We start from the raw sequence: 25,876 nt of genomic DNA, 5'->3' as shown, positions 1-25,876 counted from the left end.
TCTGGGCCTTCGTTGACGTCGTGAACCGCATGTTGGCCACACCGGCCGATCCGGTCGAGACGTTCCGCGTCCTGGCCGGCCACACGGCCCGCCTCGTCGCCCTCGTCCCCGCCATGGTGCTCGCAGCGGCCGCCATGCTCTTCGGGTGGAGGGTGTGGCCGTGAGCGCCCTCCTCTCCGCCACCGGGTTCCCCGGCCCCTACGCGGTGCGGTCCTCGTCCGAGGCCGTCATCGTCGACGCTCAGGGCCGCCCCGTCGCCATGGTGCTTCCCGTCTTCGCCGACCCGGCCGTGCGCATGTGGCTCGCCGAGTTCATGGCCGCCGCCGTCAACGCCGCCGCCGGCTTCCCTGCGCCGCCCATCGAGGCACCGCTCGATCCTCGCCATCTCGCCGCCGTCAACGAGACGACGCGCGTCTTCGTCCGCCGGGCCTCGCCCGGCCCCCTGTCCGACGCCGCGGAGTGAACACCATGGACATCATCGAGCACACCGAGGGCCGCGTGCCCGGCCCGGGCCTCTACCGGATGCCGGCCAAGGTCTACCACGCCGATCCGGCGCCCGAGCCGAGCCTGTCGTCGTCGATCGCCAAGCTGTTCCTGACGCACAGTCCAGAGCACGCCTGGGCCGAGCATCCGCGCCTCGGCAAGGCCCCCGACGACGAGGTCGATCCCAGCCGCATCACGGAGAACGGTTCAGCGGTCCACAAGCTGATCCTCGGCCAGGGCGCCGACCTCGTCATCATCGACGCCGACGATTACCGGACGAAGGACGCCAAGGCCGCGCGGGCCGCCGCCTACGCCGAGGGCAACGCCCCGATCCTGAAGCCGGACATCGACAAGGCCGAGGCCATGGCCGGCCGCTTCGTCACCCGCATGGCGCTCATCCCCGGCTGCGAAGGCTTCGCCCAGGCGCAGGCCGAGGTCGTCGCGGTGGTGCGGGACCGATCCGGCGCGTGGCTCCGGATCATGATGGACAAGGTCGAGATCGACGACCACGGCGCGGTGATCTGGGACGTGAAGAGCGGCAACGTCTCGGCTGCGCCGCAGGGCCTCGGCCGACGCGTCGAGCAGATGGGCATGGAGGTGCAAGCTGCCTTCTACGTGCGGGCCTTGGAGACCCTGCTTCCGCGCCTGGCCGGCCGCGTGCGGTTCCGGTGGGCCTTCATCGAGAACGACGCGCCGCACGGCCTGTCGGTGGCCGAGGCCGATGCGATTGGCATGGGCATCGGCGCCCGCAAGGTCGACGTCGCGATCCAGACCTGGAACCGCTGCCTCGAGGCCAAGGTTTGGCCCGGCTACCCGGCCGAGATCATCCGCGTCGAATACCCGGAGTGGGCGGCCAACCGCTGGACCGAGCGCGAGGTGTCCGACCCGCAGCTCACCGGCGTCAACTACGACCCCGCCACCAGCCCTTACCGTCCCTATGGCTTTGGAGATGCGGCGTGACCTTCGCATTCGCACCGGCCGTCCGTGATCGCGTCGGCCTCCTCATCGGTCTCGCCGGCCCGACCGGCAGCGGCAAGACCCTGTCCGCCCTCAAGATCGGGCGCGGGCTCGCCGGTGGCGACGACAGCAAGATCGCCTTCGTCGACACCGAGGGTGGCCGCGGTAAGCACTACGCGCCGGCGCCGGGGGAGAAGCCTTCCGAGACCGTCTTCGGCTTCCAGCACTGCGACCTGCGCCCACCGTTCACGCCCGAGGCCTACCGCGACACGATCGCGGCCGCGGACGCCGCCGGCTTCGAGGTGATCCTGGTCGACAGCTTCTCCCACGTCTGGGACGGCGACGGCGGACTGCAGGAGATGCACGACGTCATCGTCGACGAGTCGGTGGTGAAGTCGCGCGCCGCCGCCGAGGAGAAGGGATGGCGGTTCGACGAGGCCGTGACGCGCGACAAGGCGTCGATCGGCGCGTGGAAGGAGCCCAAGACCCGGCACAAGCGCCTGGTGTCCCGCCTGCTCCAATGCCGGGCGCACCTGGTGATCTGCATGCGCGCCGACGAGAAGATGCGCATGGAGACGGTCGAGGAAGAAGGCCGGAACGGCAAGAACTTCAAGAAGACAGTCATCACCGCCGCCAAGGATCTACCGCTCGCCGAGCGGTGGGTGCCCATCGTTGAGAAGCGATTCCCCTACGAGCTGACGACGTCGTTCGTCCTGGCGCCGACCAACCCCGGCGTGCCGATCCCGATCAAGTTGCAAGACCAGCATCGGGCGGCCGTGCCTTTGGACAGGCGGATCGATGAGAGCGTCGGCCGAGCCCTGGCGACGTGGGCGAAGGGCGGCGCAGCGCCGATGACGGCACGCGAGCGCCTCTACGTGGCCGCGCGTGAGGCGGCAGACCGAGGAGCCGTGGCCCTCGCCGATTTCCGCCGCGGCCTCGATGCCCGCGCCGATACGGCACTCTTCCCGATCCTGGACGAGTTGACGCGTCGGGCATCCGACTTCGACGCCGCTAACGACAGCTTCCCCGGCGATCGCAGCGAGGCCGCCTGACACAGTGCACCGCCGCCATTCTCACCCACGAGGAGCGAGCCCATGACCACGAGAGCCACCACTGACGACGATCGCACCGTCGGCTTGCGCATCATGACGCTGCGTAAGGGCAAGGGCGTCAGCCGATCGGCCTTGGGCGCCGCCATCGGCGTGACGTTCCAGCAGGTCCTGAAATACGAGAAGGGCCTGAACCGCGTCGGTGCCGGCCGCCTACACGAGATCGCTAAGCACCTCGAAGTGCCGGTGTCGACCCTTTTAAACGAGGGCGGCGAGGAAGGCACGTCCGAGATGTCCGGCCTGCAGGTCGAAGCAGGCGCTATCGAACTGCTCAAGGCCTACGCCGCGATCGAGGATGTGGACCTGCGCCGGAACGTGCTCGCCATCGTCCGTACCGCCGCGCGCCTCGGGCACGGACCTGAAGCGATCAGCGCATGATGAAAGGGACGTTCCCGCTATCCCTCCCCTTTCTGGGCTCGTTCGACAGCCTCGGTGGCTCGCTCGCTCGGCTCGACCGGTGTCTCTTGCACCTCGCCGCTGACAGAATCCTGCGGACCGGAAGCGAGGCCTTCCTCTGGGCGACGGGACAGCCGGCCCTTGCTCTGATCGTAGCTCGATTCCGCCAAGGATCCGGGATCAGTCTTCCGTTCGTTCGACATGCGCTGCGCTCCTGTTTTGCAGGAAACGCTTTGGCGGGAAGGTCTGTTCGCGCGACCGGCACCGTCTCAAACCAAAATGTCGACCACTCGGCTCTGCGATGCTGGAAGAGGCCGAGAGGATTCTTGCTCCCGCGTTTCGGCATCCACCGATCGCCCGATATCGACCGAGACGAGACGCGGGCCAGCCTCACGGTCAATCGCTGCATCGGTGCGTGCCGCTTGGATCAGTTCCGTCGCTTTCAGCAGCCCCACGGATGTAATCGAGGTGGTGATCGACATGGCTTGGATCTCCTCATCAAAGAGAGGAGCACGAGAACCATGACCGGGAGGTATCGGAAATCGGTCGGTTTCAATCGACCCTTCAACAGCATGCCCAAGGTGCGTGCATGACTACGGATACCCCCATCGCCTGGACCATCGTCGTGACCGACGGCGCCGTCCTGCGCACCATCCACCCGGCCGCGCTCGGGTCTGCCGCTGCGGAGATCGAGCGCATCCTGCGCACCCACCTGTTCGAGGGCGCGCAGGCAGAGCCGTTTCCCGCGGTGCAAGCACCGGCTGCGGGCACGCCTCCGGCCCACGAGATCGCACGATCACGCGGCTTTACCCGTGACACCTGCGGGACATGCGGCAGCTTCGCGATGCGCAGGGCCGGCACCTGTCTGACCTGCCAGGCCTGCGGATCTACGACGGGGTGCGGGTGATGTTGGCCAACGGGAGGCACGGGTGACCACGTTGCCGATCGGCCTCGTTCCGCGCGGGCTCACCCGCGACCAGGCTGCGGAGTATTGCGGCTGCGAATCCCTTGCGGCCTTCGACGATTGGGTCCGCCGGGGCATCGTGCCCAGAGCCATGGCCGGGACGACCAGGTGGGATCGCAAGGCGATCGATAGAGCCCTTGATCGCCGCTCGGGCCTTCTCGAGAGTGCCGATGCATCCTTCGAGGAGTGGGCGGCGGGTCATGCGGGTTAAGCTCAAGGGCATCAACACCGTCAGCCACACCGCCGCCGATGGCTCGACGACGAAGTACTTCTACCACCGCGCCAGCGGAAAGCGCCTCACCGGCGTGCCGGGGACCGCCGAGTTCATCGCCTCGTTAGAGGAGGCCGGCCGGTCCGTCGCCCAGGCGCGCGGCACCGGCACGGTGATGTGGCTGATCCGCCAGTACTGCGGCTCCCGGCAGTGGGAGAAGCTCGCCGATTCCACCCGCGCGATCGGGCGCCTAAACCTCAATGCCGTTGAAGCGAAATGGGGGGCGACCCCGCTCAAGCACGTCGAGAACCCGAGGAGCCGAGCGATCTTCCTGCGCTGGCACGACGAACTTGCCCGCACTCAGCCGCGGGCGGCCGACAACAAGCTCGCCGCGCTCGCCCGGGTCTTCTCGTGGGGCTACAACCGCGGCCACCTCACCCATAATCCGATTGCGACGTTCGAGCGCGCCTACGGCAGCAACCGGGCCGAGCTGATCTGGCTCCCCGAACACGTCGCAGCCTTCGATGGAGTGGCGACGCCGGAGCTCAGGCTGTCGCTGCTCCTGGCGCTCCACACCGGCCAGCGCCAGGGCGATCTTCTACGACTGCCGTGGTCGGCGTTCGACGGCGAGGCCATCGCTCTTCGGCAGGGCAAGTCGGGGCGCAAGGTGTGGATCCCGTGCACGGTGGCGCTGCGCACGGCGCTCGAGGCGGCGCCCAGGCGGGCCGTGACGGTACTGACGAAGGCGGACGGGAAGAGCTGGACGAAGAACGCCTTTCACAACGCGTGGAAGTCCGCCTTCGAGAAGGCCAGGATCGCCGAGGATCTCCACTTCCACGACCTGCGCGGAACGGCGGTCACGATGCTGTCGGAGGCCGGATGCACGCCGCAGGAAATTGCGACCATCACGGGTCACACCCTCGCGTCCGTGACCAAGATCCTGGAGGTTTATCTCGCCCGAACACGGTCCCTGGCGCAGAGCGCCATCGTCAAGCTGGATGCCCACCGGCGAAACGCTAAGTGAACATCGTCCGCAAAAAGTTTTGCAAAACATAGGTCGGCACGCATGCCGACTTCAGATCATTGAGGGGAAAACACCAACAAAAACAAGTTGGTGCGGCCAAGAGGACTCGAACCTCCACCCCTTGCAGGACTAGCACCTCAAGCTAGCGCGTCTACCAATTCCGCCATGGCCGCATCGTCGCCACGAAGGTCCGTCCCTGTGTCCCGGAGGACGTCGGCGGTTCCGTGTGGAGCGGCGCAGCGGATAACAGATCGATTCCGCCCCGACAAGCGCCCCGTTTCGCGACCGGCCCGGAAACGATGCCCGGATCGGGCCGTGCCCGGTCTCAAGCCTTTGGCGGCGCAAACGTTTGGCCCCCGACCGACGAACGGCGAAGAATAGCTGCGCGCACGATGCGACGGGCCTCAGAGAAAGTCGACGCCGCTCTCCAGGATCGGCACGGCGCCCTCGCCGATGGTGACGCCGGGCAGCCGCACCACTTCGGCCTTGCGGATGAGCTGCGTGATCTCGACGGAGATGCGGTTGCCCGTCACCACGATCTGGCCTCGCGCGATCGGGTGGTCGTTGGCCAGGATCTCGACCATATCGCTCTCGGTGGATTCGAGTTCGATCACCGCGCCCCGGCCCATGCGCAGCAGCATGTGCAGCGGCATGTGGCTGCGCCCGAGCACCACCGTCAGATCGACCTTGAGGTCTTCCAGAACCGACACGCGCCCGTCTCCCGTCGCCCGAGCGGCCGGACACCGGCGGGCTCTTCGCGCCGACTGTCCACGCCCGATGGTGAAGCCTTGGTAAACGAAACCTTGCGATCGGCCCGGCGCGCCGGCGATTTCACCCCGACCCGCCCGGGTAGCCCGGTGGCGTGGCGGATCGGCGACGCGCCGGTGCCCTACGAGGAGGCCGTGGCGGGCATGGAAGCCCGGGCCGCGGCCATCGCTGCGGGCGAGGCTCCGGAACTGGTGTGGCTTCTCGAGCATCCGCCGCTCTACACGGCGGGGACCTCGGCCCGCGAGGCCGACCTCGTCGCGCCTGGCCGCTTTCCCGTCCACACGACCGGGCGGGGTGGGCAATACACCTACCACGGGCCCGGCCAGCGGGTGGCCTACGTGATGCTCGACCTCAACCGGCGACGACCCGACCTGAGGGCCTATGTGGCGGCGCTGGAGGCCTGGATCGTGGCCACCCTCGACGCCTTCGCCATCCGCGGCGAGGTCCGCGAGGACCGCGTCGGCGTCTGGGTGCGGCGGCCCGAGAAGGGCGCAGGCGTCGAGGACAAGATCGCGGCCATCGGCATCCGGGTCCGGCGCTGGGTGAGCTTCCACGGCATCAGCCTCAACGTGGAGCCCGACCTCTCGCATTTCTCCGGAATCGTCCCCTGCGGCATCACCGGGCACGGCGTCACCAGCCTCGTCGACCTCGGCCACCTCGTCAGCATGGAGGAGGTCGACATGGCCCTGCGCGCCGCCTTCGAGACGGTGTTCGGGCCGACGGTCGACGACGGGTGACCGGAGGCGGGGATCGCAGCACCCTCCCGCCCACCGCCCGTCGAGCCCCGAATCATCGATCGTGCCCGACGAGGGCCGGTTCGGCCGCCCACGATCTCGAACCGATGTGCTCACCCACACCGCCCGCAGTGGTCTCGATCGGTCCCGCCGCCGTCCAGACCTGACCCTCGATGGCGGACGCTCGGTTCGCGTGCGTCGAGACACATCTTTGCAGATTCCGAGACGACATCACTGCTGAAGACATTCGATCAAGACCTATCGTCACGAAAAACGACGACCTCGCAAGTGTGGGAATGGGTCTTCGACGCGTGCTATTCTTCAGGAGGGATCGATGAAGACCACAGTCGCCATCACGCCGATCAAGACTCCCGTCCTCACGGGCAAGGCGCCGCTCGTCGTCCAGGGCACCGCCCGCAACGACGACTTGCGCTACACCGGCACGCGCCCGGTGAGCATCGACGGGGGCGCGGGCAACGACACGCTCCAGGGCGGCTCCGGCGACGACAGCCTCGTGGGCGGCACCGGCAACGATCTCTTCCTCCATTCCGACGGCGCCGACGTCTACGTCGGCGGCCAGCTGCCCAAATCCGGCGGGACGCCGGTCTTCCCGTTCCCGGCGCCCGAGGTCGACACCGTCAGCTTCGCCAATGCCGCCGTGAAGACCGGCGCCGTCATCGACCTCGTCCGCCAGGAGCAGAACGCCGGCCTCGCGGCGGGCGACCGCTTCGTCGGGATCGAGCGGATCGTCGGCAGCATCGGCGGCGACACGATCAAGGGCGACGCCACCGCCAACACCTTCTACGGCATGGCCGGCAACGACATCCTCGAAGGCCGAGACGGCAACGACACCCTGGAGGGCGGCGCCGGGGCGGACCGCCTCGACGGCGGCGCCGGCAACGACGTGCTGAAGGGCGGCAGCGAGGGCGATGTCATCACCGGCGGCACCGGAAACAACACCGTCGACGGCGACCAGGGCGCCGACACCATCCTCGGCGCCAACGGCCTCGACACCGTCCATGGCGGCGACGGCAACGACCGGATCGACTACACCGGCAGCACGACGGTGCGGGCCGACCTCTACGGGGACGCCGGCGACGACGTCATCCTGAGCGGCTCGGCCAGCCTCGTCGACGGCGGCGACGGCAACGACACCATCACCGGCAATGCGAAGTCCGGCGGCACGGTCGCCTACGGCGGGTCGGTCTACGGCCGTTCCGGGGACGACACGATCGACTATGCGGCTTCGTTGGGAACAACCCGCATCAGCGGCGACCAGGGAGCGGACGCCATCCTGGGCGGGGCGGGGTCCAACCTCATCTTCGGCGGGTCGATCCACACGACGCCGCAGGGCTACATCATCGTCGAGGACGTCGACGACGGCGACGGGGCCGACGTCATCGACGGCGGTGGCGGCAGCGACCGCATCTACGGGAACTGGGGCGACGACACCATCACCGGCAGCGCCGGCAGCGATACGGTTCTGGGCGGCCAGGGCCGCGACAGCCTCGACTACCACCAAGCCACCCTCTCCCAGGTCCTGGTGGGCGGGTCGGGCATGGACGCGATCCTGGGCGGGGCGGGCAACGACACGATCTACGGAGGGTCGACGATGCTCTATGGCGCCACCCAGATCGATGTCGGGACGACCTCCCCCACCCCCGCATTCGGCCCGCTTCTCCCCGACGGCGCCGACATCATCGAGGGTGGCGCCGGCAACGACCGGATCTTCGGGGACGAGGGCAACGACACCATCACCGGCAGCGCCGGCTCGGACATCGTCAAGGGCGGCGACGGCGACGACACCATCGACTACGGCGCGAGCGGCGGCTTCAACGACCTGAACGGCGGCGCCGGCGACGACATCGTCCGCGGCGGCGGCGGCGTCGACTACATCACGGCCGGCCAGGGCATCGACCGGCTGAGCGGCGGCGCCGGGGCCGACGGCTTCAAGTTCGGCAGCGACCTGTCGGGCACCTTCGTCACCGGCAAGACCACGGCCACCGCCGACGCGATCACCGATTTCCAGACCGGGTTCGACTTCATCCTGACCGGCAACGGCGCCGGCAACGATGCGAACTACCGCGAGTTCGCCGACGTCCGCGTCACCAGCGCCGAGATGGCGCTGCTGGTCTACGCCAACACGACGCACGACAACCCGGCCGCCGGCGGCGCGTCCTACACCTTCGTCGCCGGGGCCAGCGACGGCTACCTCATCCTCGATGCCAACGGTATCGCCACGGACGGCGCCACCGGTGTCCTGCGCCTCGACGGCCTCAACCTCCTCACGGGATTTTCCGCCATCGACCTGCTCGCCTGAGACGATCCTCCGGCCGGCGGCCGTCCTCCGCCGCGACGGATCGAGGACGGCCGCCGGCCGATTCGGATCTCGGGCTCAGATCACCGGCAGCCCGCGCGCCTTGGCGTGCTCGCCGGGTTCGACGTGGATCACCACCACCGCGCCGGGCACCGCCCCTTCGATGACCGTCTCGAGCCGGTCGCAGATCTCGTGGCTCTCCTGCACCGTCATCTCGCCGGGTACCACGAGGTGGAAGTCGATGAAGGTGGCCTGGCCCGCGTGCCGGGTGCGTACGTCGTGCGCCTCCAGGGCGCCCGCGCCGTGGTCGGAGATGAGGCGGCGGATCTCGCCCACCATCTCGGGGGGGGCCGCCTTGTCCATCAGCCCGCTCACCGACTCGCGCACCATGCCCCAGCCCGACCACAGGATGTTGAGAGCGACGAGGCCGGCGATGATCGGGTCGAGGACGAACACTCCCGTCACCGTCACGAGGGCGACCCCCAGGAGCACGCCGCCGGAGGTGACGACGTCGGCCATCACGTGGCGGGCATCGGCCACCAGGGCGGGCGAACGCCAGGCCCGGCCGCGGCCGAGCAGGATCGTGGCCCAGACGAGGTTGACGGCGGTGGCGAGCGCATTGATCGCCAGGCCCGCGAGCGGAGCGTCGAGGGGCGTCGGGGCCAGGATGCCATGGACCGCCTCGCGAAAGATCAGGAGCGCGGCGACGATGATCAGGGCGCCTTCGACCACCGCCGAGAAGAACTCGGCCTTGTGGTGACCGAACGGATGCTCCTCGTCCGCCGGCCGGGCCGCCACGCGCAGGGCGACGAAGGCGAACGCCGCCGCGACCACGTTGATGATGCTCTCGAGCGCGTCGGAATAGAGCGCGAGGCTGCCGGTGAGCCAGAAGGCGCCGAACTTGAGGGCCGTGACCACCGCGCCGATGCCGGCGCTGGCCAGGGCGGCCTTTTGGGTGCGGTCCAACGAAACCTCCGGGGCGGCGAACCGCCGACGAGGGGCGTCATACGGCAGGCCGGCGCGCCAAGGCCACGGCACAGGTTGAACCGCCGCCCACAGGGTTTAGCCCGGGCTATCGAGGGCCCGCTCCGATGGGGTGGGTCAGGACGGCGCGTCGTCGGGCACGCGAGGCGCGCGCTCGGCCTCGCGCGCGCGGCTGCGTTCGGCCTGTGCCCGAGCCCGGGCCGCCTTTCGGGCGTAGCCGCGCGCGATCCAGCCCCAGCTCGCCTTTGCGGCGAGCTGGTCGAGGCGCAAGGCCTCGCGTTCCCAATAGGACAAGAGCTGCCCGTCCAGGGTCACGCGCTTGACGACGGGCCTGGGCCGTCGCGCGGGCGCCGTCCTCTCGCGCCCCATCGGATCGTCCGTCATGGTAGCGTCCGTCATGGCTGATCCGGGGCGGCGGGTGCGTCACAGGGTTCGATGACGAGGGAATCGTCCTCGTGGAGCCCGGCCTCTCCCGCATCGGCCACGGGTGACCCCGGCGTTCCGAACGGCCGGCTCGGATAGGCTTCGAGGAACCGGGCCCTGGCCTCGTCGGGGTCGGCCGCCTTCAGCGTGATCACCGGGCTCTGCGGCAGCGGCCAGCGCGGGTCGGCGGCATCGCGCGGGCGGATCGCGTACCAGGGCATGAAGGTCCTCTCGCGTGCGCCGGGCGAAGAATTCGGCACCGGAACGCCTCGGCAAGAACAGGAGGCCGGGCCGGTGGTTCCATGGGAATACCCACACGTCAAGGTTGGACGCAGGTTTCGAACCCGCCCGATGCCTCCCGGACGGCACCGATTGTTCGATCACCGCCCGAACGGGCGGACCGCCCCGTCGGGCCTCGCCCGACAACCGGGCGCCATTGATCCCGGCACACAAACCATGCTGTTGGCGCGCCATGCGCGTCGACCTGTTCGATTTCGACCTGCCGGAGGCGAGCATCGCCCTGCGGCCACCCGAGCCACGCGATGCGGGGCGGCTCCTCGTGGTGCGTCCCGGGGCACCGCCGGAGGACCGGGTCGTGCGCGACCTGGCGAGCCTGCTCAGCCCCCGCGACGCCCTCGTCTTCAACGACACCCGGGTGATTCCCGCCCGGCTCCACGGCATCCGCCACCGCAAGAACGCGACCGGATTGCGCATGGAGGCGATGCTCCACCTGCGTGAGGCGCCCGACCGCTGGCGCGCCTTCGCGCGGCCGGGCAAGCGACTGGCGGTGGGCGACCGCCTCGTCTTGGGGGCCGATGCGTCCGAGCCGCTGACCGCGCGCATCGTCGAGAAGGGCGAGGGCGGCGAGGTGGTGCTGCGCTTCGAGGCCTCCGGCCCGGACCTCGATGCGGCCATCGCCCTGGCCGGCACCCTGCCGCTGCCCCCCTACATCGCGGGCAAGCGCCCGGCCGACGCGCGGGACGCCGTAGACTACCAGACGGTCTACGCCCGCGAGCCCGGCGCGGTGGCCGCACCCACCGCCGGCCTGCATTTCTCGCAGTCGCTCCTGGCCGCGATCGATGCCGCCGGCATCGCCCGCCACAGCGTGACGCTCCACGTCGGGGCCGGCACCTTCCTGCCCGTGAAGGCGGAGGATACCGCCGACCACCGGATGCATGCCGAGATCGGCGTGCTCGACGCGGCCACGGCGGAGGCCCTGAACGCCGTGCGCGCGGGCGGCGGCCGCGTCGTCGCGGTGGGCACCACCGCCCTGCGCCTCCTGGAAAGCGCCGCCGATGCCGAGGGCGTGCTCCACGCCTTTTCGGGGCCCACCGACATCTTCATCACGCCGGGCACGCCGATCCGGGCGGTGGACTCCCTGATGACCAACTTCCACCTGCCGCGCTCGACCCTGTTCATGCTGGTCAGCGCCTTCTCCGGCCTGGAGACCATGCGCGCGGCCTACGCCCATGCCATCGCGGGCGGGTACCGCTTCTACTCGTATGGGGATTCGAGCCTGCTGTTTCCCGCCGCGCCCCGATAGCGGGCGGCATTGCGCTCGCCGACGTTGCCCGTGTCGGCGCGTTGCCCGTATGACACCGCCGATGTCGCAACATTTCACCTTCCGCGTCGACGCCACCGACGGTGCCGCCCGCACCGGTGCCATCGCCATGCCGCGCGGCACCATCCGCACGCCGGCCTTCATGCCGGTGGGCACGGCGGCCACCGTCAAGGCGATGTACCCGGGCCAGGTCCGCGACCTCGGGGCCGACGTGGTGCTCGGCAACACCTACCACCTGATGCTGCGGCCGGGCCCCGAGCGCATGGCGCGGCTGGGCGGGCTGCACCGGTTCATGAACTGGCCGCACCCGATCCTCACCGATTCCGGCGGCTTCCAGGTGATGTCGCTGTCGGCGCTCAGGAAGCTCGACGAGCACGGCGTCACCTTCCGCTCGCATGTGGACGGCTCCTCCCACCACATGAGCCCGGAACGCTCCATCGAGATCCAGGGGCTGCTCGGCTCCGACATCCAGATGCAGCTCGACGAATGCGTGCGCCTGCCCGCCGACGAGGCCACCATCGCCAATGCCATGCACCTGTCCCTGCGCTGGGCCGAGCGTTGCCGGGTGGCCTTCGGCGAGCAGCCGGGCAAGGCGATGTTCGGCATCGTGCAGGGCGGCGACGTGCCGGCCCTGCGCGTCGAGAGCGCGCGGGCGCTGGTCGACCTCGACCTCAAGGGCTACGCGGTGGGCGGGCTGGCGGTGGGCGAACCCCAGGCCGTGATGCTGGCGATGATCGAGACGGTGGAGCCGCACCTGCCGCGGGACAAGCCGCGCTACCTCATGGGGGTCGGCACCCCCGACGACATCCTGCGCTCGGTGGAGCGGGGCATCGACATGTTCGACTGCGTGATGCCGACCCGGGCCGGGCGCCACGGCCTCGCCTACACCCGCCACGGCCGCATCAACCTGCGCAACGCCCGCCACGGCGAGGACACGCGGCCGCTGGACGAGGCCTCCGCCTGCCCGGCGGCGCGGGACTACGGCCGCGCCTATCTCCACCACCTCGTGCGCACCGAGGAGATCCTGGGCATGATGCTGCTGACCTGGAACAACCTCGCCTACTACCAGGACTTGATGGCGGGCATCCGCGCTGCCGTCGCCGCCGGCCGCTTCCAGGATTTCGCCGCCGAGACCCGCGAGGGCTGGGCCAGGGCCGAGGCCGAGCGGGCCGCGACCTGAAGCGAAGCGACCCTCACTCGGCTCCGTCTGGGGCAGGCTCGGCCGGTGCCGCCTCGGCCGGAGCATGGGCGAGCACCCGGAAGAATCCCGCTTCATCGTCCGCGCCCGTGGTGCGGGCCCGGGCCAGGGCCTCGACGATCCGGGCCGCCACCGGCAGCCGGTAGTGCAGCGGGTCCCAATAGTTGCGGTCCTGCGTGGTGACGGGGGACGGCATCCGGAAATCCACCACCGTGGCGCCGCGGCGCCGGCCGATGGCGGCCACACGCGCCTTGCAGGCCGCCTCCCGGGCGCCCCTGGCCGTGCCGGGGCGGCCCTGGACCGCCACATGGACCGGCATGAAGGCCAGGAGCTTGGTGGTCGCGCTCGGCATCGCGGCGAGTAGGGCATCGAGCCAGTCGAGGGCGGGCATCGCCTGCGAGACCTCGGGCGCCCGGCCGGGTTCCTCTGCCCCCTCTGCTCCCTCCACCGCCGTGGTGCCGCCGTGGATGTGCCGGGCGGCGCGGGCGGCGTCGTAGTGCTCGTCCGGTGGGGTGAAGACGGCGTAGCCGTCGCTGCGGATGCGCGCGGGCCGGTGGCCGATGCGGTGCAGCACCACGTCCGCCCCGGTGACGAGGCTCTGCCAGTTCACCTGCCGCAGAACGGAGAGGTGCCGCATCATGGGGGACGGATCGGGCTCGTAGAGCCAGTTCGGAAACGGTCGCGGCGTCACGAGGCGGGTGTCGGCATCGGCCTCGCACCAGGTCGAATCGAGGGCGAGCAGCATCGTCCTCGGCGCCCCTTGCGCCAGGACGAGGCGGGCCATCGCGCGCTGCTCGAAGGGCGTCGCGGCATTCATCGCGAGGTTCGCGAAGCGTCCGCCGAGCGCCCGGTCGAGGTCGCGCGGATCGAGGAGGCGGGCGGTGGAGGTGCCGATGACGGCCGAGTCGTAGGCCCCTCCGCGCACGATCTGCGGATAGAGGAAGCGCTGGTTGGAATCCATGAGCGGGCCGGGCGCCCGCCCGGGTGCGGCGCGCAGGCCGTAGGGATCGGTCGCCGCGACGAAGCCGATGGCGCCGGCGCCGAGCACGAGGCTGCCGAGCGCGAAGGCGACGGCGAAGCGGCGCCAGGCGCTGTCCCGCGCCGTCGGGTCGTGATCGAGCCTCATCGGGCCCGCCGCTCCCACGAGATGATGGCGACGGCGGGGCGGCCGCCCTCGTCGCGCGCTGTCCCGCCGGCCGTCAGATGATGAGGCCGCGGCGCAGGGCCATGGCGACGGCCTGGGTGCGGTTGGTGGTCCCGAGCTTGCTACGGGCCGAGCGCAGGTGGAAATCGACGCCGTGGGTCGAGATGCCCATGACCTCGCCGATCTCCCAATCCGTCTTGCCCTCCGCGGCCCACTGCAGGGCCTCGCGCTCGCGCGGGGCCAGCCGCACCGGCGCGGCGAGCCCCTGCCCGTTGAGCAGCAGCAGGTGCCCGAAGGCATAGGTGGCCACGAGCTGGAGCATGCCCCGGTCGATCGGGTCGATCCCGAGCCGCTCGCCCGAGACGCTGAAGCCCGCGATCTCCCCGTCCAGGGTCTGGAGCGGGATCGTCAGGCCTTCGCGAAGGTCGAACTCGGCGGCTTCGTCCATCACGCGGCAGGCGGTCGCGTCGTCCGTGGCCGCGCGCACGTCGCCCCAGGCGAAGGGGATCGCGCTCGTCCCCAGGCGCCGGACGGTGGGATCGTGGAAGGCATAGCCCCGCGAGAGATAACGCCGGCCCCATTCGCTGGGGAAGGTGTTGAGCAGGACGTGGTTCTGGTGTTGCCGGGCCGGCGTGCCCGGTGTCGGCACCGTCGCGGCCATCACGTGGGTGACGCCGAGGTCGGACAGTTCCGCCAGGAGAAGATCCGCCACGTCGCCGCTGCTGGCCGTGCGGTCCAGGGAGCGCAGGAAACTGAGGGTGTGATCCAGGGATTTGCGCGTCATCCCCGTCACTACGCCCGCCGTCCGCAATCGTCACAGAGAGATATGACGTAGAGTCATTGTCAATGATCTCAAGTCGATAAAACGGACCGGTCTCGCCCGCTGCGATCCTGCCTGCGCAAGCGCCATGCAAGCGGTCGTCGCCGGTCCTTCAACCGAACAGGTCGACCACCGCGAAGCCCCGTTCGGCGAGGCGCTCGGCCAGGATGCGACGATGGCAGCGCTCCGGCTCGCGCTCGAAGCACAGGAGGCAGGTCGGTCCCCGTGCCGCCAGGTCGGCCAGGGCGTCGAGGGCGAGGCCGCCGTCGCCGGTGTCGAGCACCGCCTCGCAATAGATCCTGCGCATGAGGCCGGCATCGTGGGCCCGGGCGGCCTGCCGGCCGGCCTTGGGCGTGCCCAGTGCCCGGAGGTGATCGTAGGAGACGCCGCCGTCCTCGAGGAAGGCGGCGAGCGCCGTCTTCGAGAAGCCGCGCTTGCGCGAATTGGCCACCGCCCGGACGTCGGCGAGGCGGGTGACGCCGGCCCCTGTGAGGGCGGCGCGCAGGCGCTCGGGGTCGAGCCCTTCGTAGCCGATCGTGAAGAGGGTCCGCGTCATCGTGCGATCCATGCGGGGGGGCGATGTCCACACGTTGCTCACAGGCAACGGCTTCCGGAAATCTGCCTCAATCTCGGCAAACGTCTGTTAACTGCGCTCGGGCATCCATGATCCAGGTGTTTGCATGATCGAAGTGCGTGGCGCGTAGGGTGATGGACGTGGGTTCGATGTCTCTGACGAACGAGCGCCCCCCGACGACGGGTCGCGGCCCCGGCGCCTGGATGCGCCGGACCGCTGCCATCGCGCTGATGGCGGGGCTGGCGGCCTGCGCGGGCGGCACCACGGACTTCTATCCCGACAAGGGCGACGTGAAGCCCCACCCCGGCGTCGCCCGCGCCAAGAGCCACCCGATCCAGGGCATCGACATCTCGAAGTGGCAGGGCCGGGTCGATTGGGCCTCGGTGCGCAAGGCCGGCACCCAGTTCGCCTTCATCAAGGCCACCGAGGGCGGCGACCACGTCGACGAGCGGTTCCGCGAGAACTGGGACGGAGCGGCGCAGGCCGGCGTGCCGCGCGGGGCCTACCACTTCGTGTTCTGGTGCCGCTCGGCGCAGGACCAGATGGCCTGGTTCAAGAAGAACGTGCCCAACGACCCCACCGCCCTCCCCCCCGTCCTCGACGTGGAGTGGAACGGCCATTCCCAGCTCTGCCCAAAGAAGCTGCCCAAGGCGCAGGCGCTCGCGATGGTGCAGTACATGCTCGACGAGATGGAGCGGTACACCGGCAAGCGCCCGATCATCTACACCGACATCACCTTCCACAAGGACGTGCTCGAGAACGAGCTGCCGGACTATCCCCATTGGGTCCGCTCCACCGCGGCCGAGCCCGAGCAGCGCTATGCCCGGCGCAAGTGGATGCTGTGGCAGTTCACGTCGACGGGCCGGGTGCCGGGCGTGCGCGGCGACGTCGACCGGAACGCCTTCTACGGGACCACGGCCGAATGGGCGTCGTTTCTCTCCACCGACTGCGATCCGCGCGATCATCACCGCCTCTCGCCGCAGGGCCTCTGCACGAATAAGTGAGACGGTTTCCGCTTGAATCAAGCGGGGATTGTATCACCGGGCCCGCACGGCGCCTGAGCGAAGCCCATGTCGGCATCGCGACGTGATCGGCCGGACATGGTTATGAGCGCGCTCGCACCTGCGTTCAAACGCGAGGCGGTTGCCTTGCCGAAGCGCAGTGGCTGTCCGCTGAGAAAATCGCGATCCCGTCGGCCTCGGACGAGCCGTGGCGCATCGTGCCGACGGGTGGCTCTCGACCGTTGCCGTCGGCACGCTCACCGGGCTGACGTCGCCCCTCGCCGGCAGACCGTTCCACCTCATCCTCCGCGAGCGATCGCGCAAGTTCGTCGGCCGCTCTTACCCTGTCTGCCCACGGGGGCGGCGGGAATGGCCTGAGGTCCTTCGGGATCACCCGGCGGAACCGGTCCGTGCCAAGCCGGATCGCGCAGGACCTGCGACGTCAGGCCAGCGCAAGTGCGGCCCGGTTCTCGATCGGACGACGCCCACCCTTCGGACGGGCCCGAGGCGGTGGAAGGAGCGGAGCGATCTCATCCCCGAGATCATCGGGAAGACGCGGCCTGGCCATGCCAAACGAAAACTCAAAACTCCGCTCGGTGCCATTCTGTCAGGCGCTCCGAGTGCTATCGCCCCCGCCTCCCCATGGGAAGCGCGCGGCGAAGGGCCTTTTGGATCAGGGATGGCTGGCGATCTGCGAACGACGGCACGTTCGCGTTTCCGACAAGCCCCGCCACTTGCAGTGAACGCAATCCGCAGAACCGCGTTCTTTGCCCGGGCTTCGGCTCACTATCACATGGAAGATGGATACCAGCATGTTGAAGCGTTTTGCCGCTACCGCCGGTCTACTCGCACTCGGCACCGGTCTTGCCCTGGCTCAGACCACCGCCCCGGCTCCCGCGCCCACGCCGGGTACGCCATCGACTGCTGGAGGAGCCACCAATGCACCTGCCATGCGGACCAATGGTGACATGAAGGAATGGCAGGCTGCGAAGGTGGCCAAGGTTAGCCTGACGAAGGCGCTGATGGCTGCCGAGGGCAAGGGCGAGGAGAAAGGCGGCCGTGCCATCGACGCCGACTTCGAGAACGTCGAGGGCAAGGACCCGGCGCATTACGAGATCAAAGTGGTCTACCCGAGCGGCAAGCTCGTCGAGCACTACATCAACGCCGACACGGGCGAAGTTTATAAGACCGAGAACCAGCCGATCGAGCGGTACTTCACCCGGCTAAAGCCTGCCGATTTCCAGAATGCTAAGACCACGCTCAAGGACGCGCTGGCGATCGCCGAACAGAAGGTGCCTGGCGGCAAGGCCTTCGAGGCTGACGTGTCCAAGGACGGCTCTGCGGTACAGTACGAGATCAAGGTGGCGGGCGCCGACAACGAGCAGACCGTCAAGGTTGGCGCGGACGGCAAGGTTGTCGACTGACCCCGTCGTGACGGTTTCACCTTAGCTGGCGAAGCCACCCTCTTCTGAGCCTGCTCACGGGCTCCGACAGAGACCACGAAAGCTGACGAACAAGGCCTCCCCGCCGCCCGATCTGATCACGGGCCGGCGGGGTGGGTCGTCCATCTCACAGGTGAGCCGGTACGCAACTTGGCTCGTGACTGTGATGTCGGACGACAATTAGCCGAGCATCAAGTACGTCGTGGAGGCGTCGCACCAAAACGGGAATCGCAGTCTGTTCCTGACGAACGTCTGCGATCGTGGGTTGCGGGAAATCCTCCGGCCCACCGTTTGGCACACAGTGCTAAGTGAGACGTCTCTGTGAAACCACGTCCAAACCACGACCCAAGGCGGTGATTTAGTTGGCGCGCCCTACGGGAATCGAACCCGTGTTTTCGCCGTGAAAGGGCGAATAATAAGACTTTATGATCCCGGCTGATAGCGTATGAAACTTCATGAAAGACAATGGCTTGGCTCATATCTGCTCATTGTGGATCATCTAGTTTCATGGCATCGTTGTCAACGAATTCGACATCGAAAAGGGTAGCCTATGCCGCGCCGACGCAGTGTTCTCTCTAGTCGGACGAGCCGAGGCGAACTCCCCTCCTCCGATGCGCCGGAATGGGAGCTGATCGGTCCGGGCGTTCGGCTCGGCTACCGCAGCGGCCGCGGTACACGCGGACAGGGCGGCTCGTGGCTGGCAGCCTCTCGTTCGCCCGAGGGCAAGCGGGTGCAGGTCCGGCTTGGAAGGGCCGATGATGCGGCAACAGCCGACGGGACAGCGATCCTCACGCACGAGCAGGCAAAGGATGCGGCGCGAGCGTGGGTGAAGGGCTTGCGGTCGGGATCCGCCCCCTCCCCTGCCCTCACGGTCAACGAGGCGGTCGACCGCTACCTGGAGGCACGCACGGCCGAAGGCATGAAGGCCGTCTATGACGCCAAGTCACGCGCCCGGGTGCATATCAAGCCCAGGCTCGGATCGGCCCGCGTCAGCGACCTAACGCTCGACAAGCTGCGGCGCTGGCGGGACGCAATGGTCCACGCACCGAAGCGGCTGCGAACCGCCAAGTTCGCCACCACGGTCAACACGCGCGAGGTTGATGTCTCGGACCCAGAGGCCTTGCGCCGCCGGCGTGACACGGCCAACCGGACGCTGACGCTACTGAAGGCCGCGCTGAATTGGGCTTACCAACACCAGCTCGTCGAGAACGACCGCGCCTGGCGCCTGCTCAAGCCCTTTCGGGACACCGGCTCGGCCCGTGTCCGGTTTCTTGATGCGACCGAGCAGCAGCGGCTCCTCGACACGTCGGACGGCTCGCTGAGAGATCTCGTCGCCGCGGCGCTTATGACGGGCGCCCGATTCGGTGAGCTCTCGCGTCTGACGGTGCGAGACTTCGATCGGGCAAACGGCACGATTTTCGTCGAGAAGAGCAAAAACGGTCGGGCACGCCACATACCCTTGACCGTCGGCGGCGCCGGTCTGTTCGACCGCCTATCCGCTGGCCGTCTGCCAAAGTCGGCACTACTGACCCGGGAGAATGGCGAGGCGTGGAAGCCCGCGCAGTACCAAAGGAATTTCAAGGAGGCGCTCGCCATAGCAAAGCTCGAGAGCATCACGCTGCACGAACTGCGGCACTCCTACGCGAGCTCGATGGTACGCAACGGGGCGCCGCTGATCGTGGTCGCTGAGGCACTCGGCCACTCAGGCACCCGAATGGTCGAGAAGCACTACGCCCACCTCGCAGCGTCGTATGTCGCTGACACAATCCGCCGGACCGCACCCGATCTGCTTCTGCCATCCAATGGGCCGATACCGATGGCTCCATGAACGATCTCGGTCTGTCGAGCTCGGAGGTCGCAAGTACGCTCTACTGCTCGGCCCTCGCCATCGGCAGTTCGGCCACTTGCGTCGTGTAGCGCGAGCTGCGCATCTCGAATTTCGTCGACACCGGGGGTGTGGTTGTCGAGATCATCGCCGTTCGTTACAGCGCCACCATGCCCAACCTCGACAGCCTGCTCGAACGCCTCAAGGGGCGCCAACGCAACCTCATCATGGAAGCGGCACTATCCGATAGCCTTCCTGCCGACAGCACCCTTCGACGGATCTCGGAACTTGAGAACGCCATCGCTGACGTCGAGGCGGTGGCGAATGAAGAGACGGCGAAGGCTCACTCTGCATGATGCAGCGTCCGCATGTCACTTCGGCCTGGGCATCATCTCGAACCCTGAGGCGAAGCTGGCGTTGAAGCGAGCGCCGGTCGTTCCTGTCCGAGGCATCATGATCCGAAAGCATCTTCCTTTTAACGCGACCCTCGCCGACGTTTTTAGGGATCTGGCCGAACCGGAGGAGTATCTACGCCGCCTCCTCGGCGACATGCGTTTCTGCCAAAAGCATTTCGGCGCCGCCTTCGTGCGGATCGGCGTCAGCAGCAAGGGAGCGAAGGGGTTCGCCCCCTCATATCGCGTGGACTATCCGGCTGCGGACGGTAACTTTGTGGCCTTCAACGGCTTCGGCGGCGCCTCGCACAGCGCCTTCACGCCAACCAATACGCTCGAGACCAATTGGAGCCATGGTCATCTCACCATTCGCGAAGTCCAGACTCTTTACGACGACGTGAAAAAGGACGAGACGCTCAGGGCACGCTGGGCGAATGATTGAGGTCCAGCGCTTCCGTGGACGCCCTGTCTAGAATGCGACGGTCCCGAAATGCCGTCAAATGAAGACGAAAAGCCTCTGAGTCCTCGTAGGAGCGGGGGCGCCATGTCTTCCTTCACTACAATTTATGACTTGGCTCGGTAAGCCGATCCGCTAGCATGGGCTCGTTGGACCTTACCGCGGAGACGTGATGAGCCCTCGTTTGAACATTCATAGAGAGATCTAAAAAGACACAGGGTCAAATCAGGAGCACGCCTCGACCCTATTTCAGGTTCAGCAGAGCAGCGACGTAAATGACCGCCGGGCAGAATTGTTGAGCCTTATCAAAGCAATGAAGCTACGGGGCAACACCTCGCTGGTAGGTATCGCAAATGAGCTGAACAAACGTGGCGTTCGAGCACTACATGGCGGTCAATGGACGGCTACTCAAGTGTCACGAATCCTCTGATCGCAATCAGTATCGCGATGCCCAACGAAAAAGAGCTCTACGCCAGCCCGAATGGTGACAGCTGGCATTTGGTCCGTACCCCCGGCAGCAACGACGTCTTCGTCCGGCAAACCGCGAACGCTGTCTCAGGCGGGCACGTAATCGATTTTGCGATCCCCGTGTTCCTCGGACTCGGCCGGCATGGTCCGGAGCATGTAAACCATGCTCCGGTTTCTCATTACGAAGTCCAGCGGTCTTATACCAATCGGCGATGAGGGGGACTCACGGGGTTTATTCGGCGGGGCCGTTGTGATTCGATAAGGCGGACCGGGAGGGTTCGCCATGTCGGCTTGCGTACCGCTGCGTAAGGACTTCAGCGCCGATGATTTGCGTCAGCTAGCTCGGAGGACCCGGGATGCCGGTCAGAGCCGGCGGCTGTTGGCGCGGCAACGATCTATGACGGCGCCAGCCGCATGGACGCGGCGCGGACCGGGGCCGTGAGCCTGCAGACGGTTCGGGATTGGGTGCTGGCGTTCAACGCCGTTGGCCCGGCCGGGCTGGTCGACGGCAAGGCACCCGGTCAAAGGCCAAAGCTGGATGCGGCCCAGCGACAGGCGCTGGCGCAGGTGATCGAGGAGGGGCCGGACCCAGACCGGCACGGCGTGGTGCGTTGGCGGCTAAAGGACCTCGCCGCCTGGATCTACGCCAGCTTCGGTGTCAGCCTCGATGAGAGCACGGTGGGGCGCACGGTCAAGGCGCTCGGCTTTGCCAAGCTGTCGGTGCGCCCGCGCCATCACGAGCAGGATCCGGCCGCCTTGGCGGCCTTCAAAAAAGCCTGCCCGCTGCCGTGAACGCGATCCGCGCGGGTCTACCCCCTGGAACAGCCGTCGAGTTGTGGTGGCAGGATGAGGCCCGGGTCGGCCAGAAGAACACCTTGCCGCGCCGATGGGCACGTCGTGGCAGCCGACCGTCGGCCCCCAAGGATCAGCGCACGGGCTACGCTTACATCTTCGGGGCAATCTACCCGGAGAAAGGCAAAGGCGCTGGTCTCGTCCTACCCCGCTGCGACAGTGAAGCGATGAGCCTGCATCTCGCCGAGATCAGCCAATGCGTCGATCTTGGCTCCCATGCCGTGCTGATCCTGGACGGCGCGGGCTGGCACAGCGCCCACGACGTCATCGTACCCGGCAACATGACCCTGCTGACGCTGCCGCCGTGCGCGCCCGAGCTCAACCCGGTTGAAAACGTCTGGCAGTTCCTGCGTGACAACTGGCTCGGTGACCGGATCTTCGGCTCCTACGACGACATCGTCGAGCGCTGCTGCGAGGCCTGGAACCGCCTCATCGAACAGCCCTGGAAGATCATGTCCCTCGGACTGCGCGAGTGGGCCTATCAGTTATGATCAATGCCGATTGGTATTAGATCCCGTCCGATAAGGGTCTGAGGCGGGGTTGAGTGGCCGGGATGGCGATGATTCCAAGAGGGTGCTGAAGCCTGACTTGGAAACGCCGTGTGGACCCCGACTACCCGGCGGCAGCATAGCCGCGCGAGCCTTCGCTATGACACTGACCTGACGGACGCCGAGTGGGCGCTCCTCGAGCCGCTGATGCCAGAACCCGCGATGTGCGGTCGTCCGCCCGTCTGGACGAGGCGTGAGATTTGGAACGCGATCTTCTACGTGCTCTGGGGCGGCATCGCGTGGCGGATGATCCCGACGGACCTGCCTCCGCGCAGCACGACGTTCGGCTACTTCGCGCGCTGGCGCAACGACGGCCTGTTCGGCCGGATCAATCACACGCTCGTCATGGCCGACCGCGAGCGGTCTGGTCGGCATGCCTCGCCCACCGCCGCGGTGCTCGATAGCCAGAGCGTGAAGACTACAGAGAGCGGCGGGCCGCGCGGCTACGACGCCGGCAAGAAGATCAAGGGTCGCAAGTGCTAGGTCCTGGTCGATACGGACGGGCGGGCGCTCGTCCTTGATCTGCAGGCGGCCGACGTGCAGGACCGCGATGGGGCTGGACCGGTGCTACGCCTGTCGCGGCGAACTTTCCCGTTCATCGCCGAGGCCTTTGCCGATGCAGGTTATGCAGGTGACAGGCCCGCGACCACCACACTCATCTCCATCGAGGTCGTGCGCAAACCCAAGGATCAGGTCGGCTTTGCCGTGCACCCGCGCAGATGGGTGGTCGAACGCTTCTTTGGCTGGATCAGCCGCAACCGCCGCCTCTGGAAGGACCCGGAAGCGACCCTCGCCTCAGCTTGTGCTGGGGCGGGGCTTTTTATTAGCCTTTGGATTAGACTGTCTTCACGGCGCCTTTCTACACACAATTAAATCGTGTCCAGGAACGTTTTGTCCGGCCAAAATCCTAATGTCAGAAAAAAATTCAGTCCATTTCTCAAAAATGTAGCTAGACGTGTGCAGCGTATCAACATAAAGAGTTTTTTCATCTGCTTCAGCAAAATTTTCGCTGATGTCATAATTGTTGCCGGTTACATGGATGCCAGCTCCGACCCATTCGCTTAGCAAATTCCCGTCATTGATACGGGAAAAAAATTGCAACATTCCATGGGTCGAGAAGACGCCGACACCGCCTGGCTTTAATACCCTAGCTATCTCTCCAAGATATTTGAACTGAAGTTTTTCAGTCAGGTGAGTAAAAACAGAGATGCCAAAGCAGGCATCAAATATGGCATCGCCAAAGGGTATGTCTCCGCCTGGAGCCATTAGTTTAAAATTGTCACGAGGCCACCCCCTGTTGTGGAGTGCATCCATGTTAACGGGATCGATATCAGTCCCGAAAACATCAACTTCATCCAGTCGCCGGAGGTGAGATGCAACTCTGCCGGCGCCAACGCCCCAGTCCAGAATGCTAATATTATTTTTTTTAATCACCTTTTTAAATAAACCAAGCAATTTTCTACTGTCGTCATAGCCAGTAAATCGATAATAACTTTCATTATCTGTGCGTGAGACCCTTTTCATTTCAGATGAAAGCGCACCTGAGCCGAAGTCATAGTCTCGTTTTGCAAGATGATATGCGCAACCTATTTGCTTTCCGGTAAGATCGTCGTAGCACTGTATTATCTGTTCAGCATTTCTTAAATCGCTTGGGCTTTCGAACTTCACCGCGAACGGCTGATCATGGACGGTCAATCTTGCTGCCACGTCGACAAAAGCCGCCGGCATTGGAATGCGCTCTATATCTACGGATCTACCATTCACTTGGATATTAAAACTGCCATTTCCAAGATTTTGGTGAAAAACTACAGCATTAATAGTGTAATAAGAACCATCTTCAGGCAAGCATAGCAAATAACCATCCGGGAAGGTCAGGCGCTTCATTTCATTGTAAAATTTGACATAGTCGAGATGCATCTTTGCGTTTCCCATCTTAGGTCCTCGGCTTAAGCCAAGCCTCGCCCGCCAACTGTCCCGGCGGTTTCTATTAATAGCGTTGTGGGCTGCAAAATGTCAGAGACAGCCATGCTCGAACGTGTCGTCCGCGCGCTTCCGAAGGCTGATGGGGCCGACTTCGCAGAGGATGCGGAGTGATAGCACTACTTTGACAAAAAGGCATGCTGACCCAAACGGGCGCCAGAAACAGGAACGTTGTCGGAGCCTGCCGCAATCTCAAGTGCCTCAGATCAGGAAATTCACGTCTTTTTAACCTAAAGGATGGGCCATCAGGGCTTTTCAGCCGAGACTGCCAAAGTAGCGCGACGCTCAATGCGGACCTGTTCCCGCTCGACTGTGTAGGCCACCGGACCGCGGACGGCAGCGTGGTCGATCGCTTTGGCCTCGACCTCAAGACAAAACCGGCAGGTTGGAGGCGATCAGAGATCCATCGCGGAAATTTCACGAACTGCAGCCACGTCTTCGCAAGCGATCGTCTCGACCTCAAAACCGTGGGGGTTCGGCTGATGTCAGGGCATCCTGTAGGCGTTGCCCGCCTGCGCGAAGGTCGGGAGGAAATCGGCGAACGACGATCCGAGCCGCATCGGCTGCGCCGGGAGAGCACGGCCGAGGCCGTCGATCGTTCCCGTCGAGGCCGCCTCTACGTTCGCCATCGACGGAATCGGTACGTTCGGATCGAGACGGACATTCCTGTTCAGCGAAGCCGACATGCCGATCTGGCCGGCACCGCCGAGGATGTCCCCGAGCATCTTGAAGCCCGCGCCCTTGCCGTTGGCCGCCTCCAGTTCGTAGGGCACGGCGGCCGATGAACCCTGACGGAAGCCGTTGATCTGGCCGAGTTCACCGGCATCGCGCGCCTGGCCGCGGCTGGCGTCGCCCATCACGTCGCCGAAAGCGCGAAGCTGGCCGAGCGCGGCGCCCTGCTGTTGGCCGTAGGCCGCTGCCTTGCCGCCCTGCTTGGCCTGCTCCTGCACGACGAGGTTCGATCCGGACTGCGGCAGCGCGTCGGGTGCCGAGCCGGCGCCGACGTCTCCGGGGGCCTCGCCCTGGCCCTTGGTGAACAGGTCGCCGAGCGCGGCGGCCCGGCCGTCCTGCTTGCCGCCGAAGCCGTCGTAGCGCCCACGCGACCGCTCGTTCACGGCGCCGGCCTGCGCATCGTAGGCCTGCTGTCTGTCAAACAGCGTTGAACATTGACCCTGGATCGGCGTCGAACTTTGACCCCCCGGATGGGTATGGCGGGGCGCCCCTGATCAGCCCGGCGAAGCGGG

The 25,876-nt window shown here is 66.7% G+C and carries 26 protein-coding genes, 1 tRNA gene and 3 pseudogenes; 18 read left to right on the top strand and 12 right to left on the bottom strand.

Translation table 11 applies throughout. The features are described 5' to 3' along the window. The first annotated feature begins 29 nt into the window (after positions 1–29). Genes ASG59_RS21380 through ASG59_RS02150 form a run of 5 tightly spaced genes read left to right on the top strand, consistent with a single transcriptional unit; the run spans position 30 to position 2,927 of the window. The gene (locus ASG59_RS21380) at positions 30–164 is read left to right on the top strand and encodes a hypothetical protein (protein WP_277996089.1); all 135 of its coding nucleotides are present in this window, start codon (positions 30–32) and stop codon (positions 162–164) included. Beyond that, a complete protein-coding gene (locus tag ASG59_RS02165; RefSeq protein WP_156399084.1) occupies positions 161–463 on the top strand; it encodes a hypothetical protein in 303 nt (100 codons plus the stop codon). Before ASG59_RS21380 ends, ASG59_RS02165 begins: the two co-directional genes overlap by 4 nt. Positions 464–468: 5 nt before the next feature. Continuing rightward, positions 469–1,443, top strand: a complete 975-nt coding sequence (locus tag ASG59_RS02160) for a PD-(D/E)XK nuclease family protein (protein WP_056406916.1) — start codon at positions 469–471, stop codon at positions 1,441–1,443. Further along, entirely contained in the window at positions 1,329–2,492 is a 1,164-nt protein-coding gene (locus tag ASG59_RS02155) for an AAA family ATPase (RefSeq protein ID WP_082528582.1), read from the top strand. Before ASG59_RS02160 ends, ASG59_RS02155 begins: the two co-directional genes overlap by 115 nt. Positions 2,493–2,534: 42 nt before the next feature. Beyond that, positions 2,535–2,927: a helix-turn-helix transcriptional regulator gene (locus tag ASG59_RS02150; protein WP_056406761.1), complete on the top strand. Its 393-nt coding sequence runs from the start codon at positions 2,535–2,537 to the stop codon at positions 2,925–2,927. A gap of 287 nt (positions 2,928–3,214) precedes the next feature. Here the strand turns inward: ASG59_RS02150 and ASG59_RS19625 are convergent, their stop codons facing one another. Then, entirely contained in the window at positions 3,215–3,427 is a 213-nt protein-coding gene (locus tag ASG59_RS19625; protein ID WP_082528580.1) for a hypothetical protein, read from the bottom strand. A gap of 107 nt (positions 3,428–3,534) precedes the next feature. On the opposite strand from ASG59_RS19625, the gene ASG59_RS02145 reads away from it, so the two are divergent. Continuing rightward, a complete protein-coding gene (locus ASG59_RS02145) occupies positions 3,535–3,852 on the top strand; it encodes a hypothetical protein (protein ID WP_056406759.1) in 318 nt (105 codons plus the stop codon). 257 nt (positions 3,853–4,109) lie between these two features. Further along, positions 4,110–5,144, top strand: coding sequence for a tyrosine-type recombinase/integrase (locus ASG59_RS02135; protein ID WP_056406755.1), 1,035 nt, complete (start codon positions 4,110–4,112; stop codon positions 5,142–5,144). An 88-nt stretch (positions 5,145–5,232) separates the two neighbouring features. Here ASG59_RS02135 and ASG59_RS02130 read toward each other — a convergent pair. Further along, positions 5,233–5,317: transfer RNA gene (locus ASG59_RS02130), tRNA-Leu, on the bottom strand. A 231-nt stretch (positions 5,318–5,548) separates the two neighbouring features. Next, positions 5,549–5,854: a FliM/FliN family flagellar motor switch protein gene (locus ASG59_RS02125; protein WP_055888628.1), complete on the bottom strand. Its 306-nt coding sequence runs from the start codon at positions 5,852–5,854 to the stop codon at positions 5,549–5,551. A 93-nt stretch (positions 5,855–5,947) separates the two neighbouring features. On the opposite strand from ASG59_RS02125, the gene lipB reads away from it, so the two are divergent. Then, positions 5,948–6,649, top strand: a complete 702-nt coding sequence (gene lipB, locus ASG59_RS02120; RefSeq protein ID WP_244475601.1) for a lipoyl(octanoyl) transferase LipB — start codon at positions 5,948–5,950, stop codon at positions 6,647–6,649. A 331-nt stretch (positions 6,650–6,980) separates the two neighbouring features. Then, positions 6,981–8,966 carry a calcium-binding protein gene (locus tag ASG59_RS02115; protein ID WP_056406753.1) on the top strand — a complete coding sequence of 662 codons (1,986 nt, stop codon included), beginning with the start codon at positions 6,981–6,983 and terminating at the stop codon, positions 8,964–8,966. A 75-nt stretch (positions 8,967–9,041) separates the two neighbouring features. On the opposite strand, the gene ASG59_RS02110 is transcribed toward ASG59_RS02115, so the two are convergent. The 3 genes from ASG59_RS02110 to ASG59_RS02100 form a co-directional block, all read right to left on the bottom strand. After that, on the bottom strand, positions 9,042–9,929 hold the full coding sequence (locus tag ASG59_RS02110; protein ID WP_055888624.1) for a cation diffusion facilitator family transporter: 888 nt from the start codon (positions 9,927–9,929) through the stop codon (positions 9,042–9,044). A 135-nt stretch (positions 9,930–10,064) separates the two neighbouring features. Beyond that, positions 10,065–10,316 (bottom strand): hypothetical protein, encoded by a 252-nt coding sequence (locus ASG59_RS02105; protein WP_055888970.1) that lies wholly within the window; start codon positions 10,314–10,316, stop codon positions 10,065–10,067. A gap of 26 nt (positions 10,317–10,342) precedes the next feature. Continuing rightward, complete coding sequence (locus ASG59_RS02100; RefSeq protein ID WP_055888622.1) at positions 10,343–10,591, bottom strand: hypothetical protein; 249 nt, start codon at positions 10,589–10,591, stop codon at positions 10,343–10,345. Between the two features lie 251 nt (positions 10,592–10,842). Between ASG59_RS02100 and queA the strand changes: the two genes are divergently transcribed. Beyond that, the gene (gene queA / locus ASG59_RS02095; RefSeq protein ID WP_056406751.1) at positions 10,843–11,913 is read left to right on the top strand and encodes a tRNA preQ1(34) S-adenosylmethionine ribosyltransferase-isomerase QueA; all 1,071 of its coding nucleotides are present in this window, start codon (positions 10,843–10,845) and stop codon (positions 11,911–11,913) included. 49 nt (positions 11,914–11,962) lie between these two features. Next, positions 11,963–13,111, top strand: coding sequence for a tRNA guanosine(34) transglycosylase Tgt (gene tgt, locus ASG59_RS02090; RefSeq protein ID WP_056406750.1), 1,149 nt, complete (start codon positions 11,963–11,965; stop codon positions 13,109–13,111). Between the two features lie 13 nt (positions 13,112–13,124). Here the strand turns inward: tgt and ASG59_RS02085 are convergent, their stop codons facing one another. The 3 genes from ASG59_RS02085 to ASG59_RS02075 form a co-directional block, all read right to left on the bottom strand. After that, positions 13,125–14,255 (bottom strand): hypothetical protein, encoded by a 1,131-nt coding sequence (locus ASG59_RS02085; RefSeq protein WP_056406748.1) that lies wholly within the window; start codon positions 14,253–14,255, stop codon positions 13,125–13,127. Positions 14,256–14,328: 73 nt separating this feature from the next. After that, positions 14,329–15,057 carry a LuxR family transcriptional regulator gene (locus ASG59_RS02080; RefSeq protein WP_055888613.1) on the bottom strand — a complete coding sequence of 243 codons (729 nt, stop codon included), beginning with the start codon at positions 15,055–15,057 and terminating at the stop codon, positions 14,329–14,331. A 148-nt stretch (positions 15,058–15,205) separates the two neighbouring features. Continuing rightward, positions 15,206–15,649: a DUF488 domain-containing protein gene (locus ASG59_RS02075; RefSeq protein ID WP_056286108.1), complete on the bottom strand. Its 444-nt coding sequence runs from the start codon at positions 15,647–15,649 to the stop codon at positions 15,206–15,208. Between the two features lie 167 nt (positions 15,650–15,816). Here ASG59_RS02075 and ASG59_RS02070 point away from each other — a divergent pair, with 167 nt between their 5' ends. After that, positions 15,817–16,671, top strand: a complete 855-nt coding sequence (locus ASG59_RS02070) for a GH25 family lysozyme (RefSeq protein ID WP_056406914.1) — start codon at positions 15,817–15,819, stop codon at positions 16,669–16,671. A gap of 451 nt (positions 16,672–17,122) precedes the next feature. Here ASG59_RS02070 and ASG59_RS20220 read toward each other — a convergent pair. After that, positions 17,123–17,236, bottom strand: a pseudogene (locus tag ASG59_RS20220) (IS5/IS1182 family transposase); the annotation flags it as partial. A 244-nt stretch (positions 17,237–17,480) separates the two neighbouring features. On the opposite strand from ASG59_RS20220, the gene ASG59_RS02065 reads away from it, so the two are divergent. From ASG59_RS02065 to ASG59_RS02035, 6 genes and pseudogenes are all read left to right on the top strand, one after another. Further along, the gene (locus ASG59_RS02065; RefSeq protein ID WP_082494620.1) at positions 17,481–18,092 is read left to right on the top strand and encodes a PepSY domain-containing protein; all 612 of its coding nucleotides are present in this window, start codon (positions 17,481–17,483) and stop codon (positions 18,090–18,092) included. Between the two features lie 748 nt (positions 18,093–18,840). Further along, positions 18,841–19,938 (top strand): site-specific integrase, encoded by a 1,098-nt coding sequence (locus ASG59_RS02060; protein ID WP_244475600.1) that lies wholly within the window; start codon positions 18,841–18,843, stop codon positions 19,936–19,938. Between the two features lie 128 nt (positions 19,939–20,066). Beyond that, a complete protein-coding gene (locus ASG59_RS02055; RefSeq protein WP_244475599.1) occupies positions 20,067–20,291 on the top strand; it encodes a hypothetical protein in 225 nt (74 codons plus the stop codon). Positions 20,292–20,388: 97 nt separating this feature from the next. Continuing rightward, a complete protein-coding gene (locus tag ASG59_RS02050) occupies positions 20,389–20,769 on the top strand; it encodes a hypothetical protein (protein ID WP_056406743.1) in 381 nt (126 codons plus the stop codon). Positions 20,770–21,535: 766 nt separating this feature from the next. Further along, positions 21,536–22,595: pseudogene (locus ASG59_RS19615) on the top strand (IS630 family transposase). 108 nt (positions 22,596–22,703) lie between these two features. Beyond that, positions 22,704–23,525: pseudogene (locus ASG59_RS02035) on the top strand (IS5 family transposase). Here the strand turns inward: ASG59_RS02035 and ASG59_RS19610 are convergent. Next, a complete protein-coding gene (locus ASG59_RS19610; protein WP_162245428.1) occupies positions 23,499–24,569 on the bottom strand; it encodes a class I SAM-dependent methyltransferase in 1,071 nt (356 codons plus the stop codon). The pseudogene ASG59_RS02035 and the gene ASG59_RS19610 overlap by 27 nt on opposite strands. 548 nt (positions 24,570–25,117) lie before the next feature. Next, a complete protein-coding gene (locus ASG59_RS02030; RefSeq protein WP_056406739.1) occupies positions 25,118–25,747 on the bottom strand; it encodes a hypothetical protein in 630 nt (209 codons plus the stop codon). Positions 25,748–25,876: the final 129 nt, after the last annotated feature.

This window comes from Methylobacterium sp. Leaf466 (genome assembly GCF_001425565.1).
Lineage (GTDB): Bacteria > Pseudomonadota > Alphaproteobacteria > Rhizobiales > Beijerinckiaceae > Methylobacterium.
Note: the sequence above shows the minus strand (reverse complement) of the source record. Positions and strands in the feature narration are given on the sequence as shown.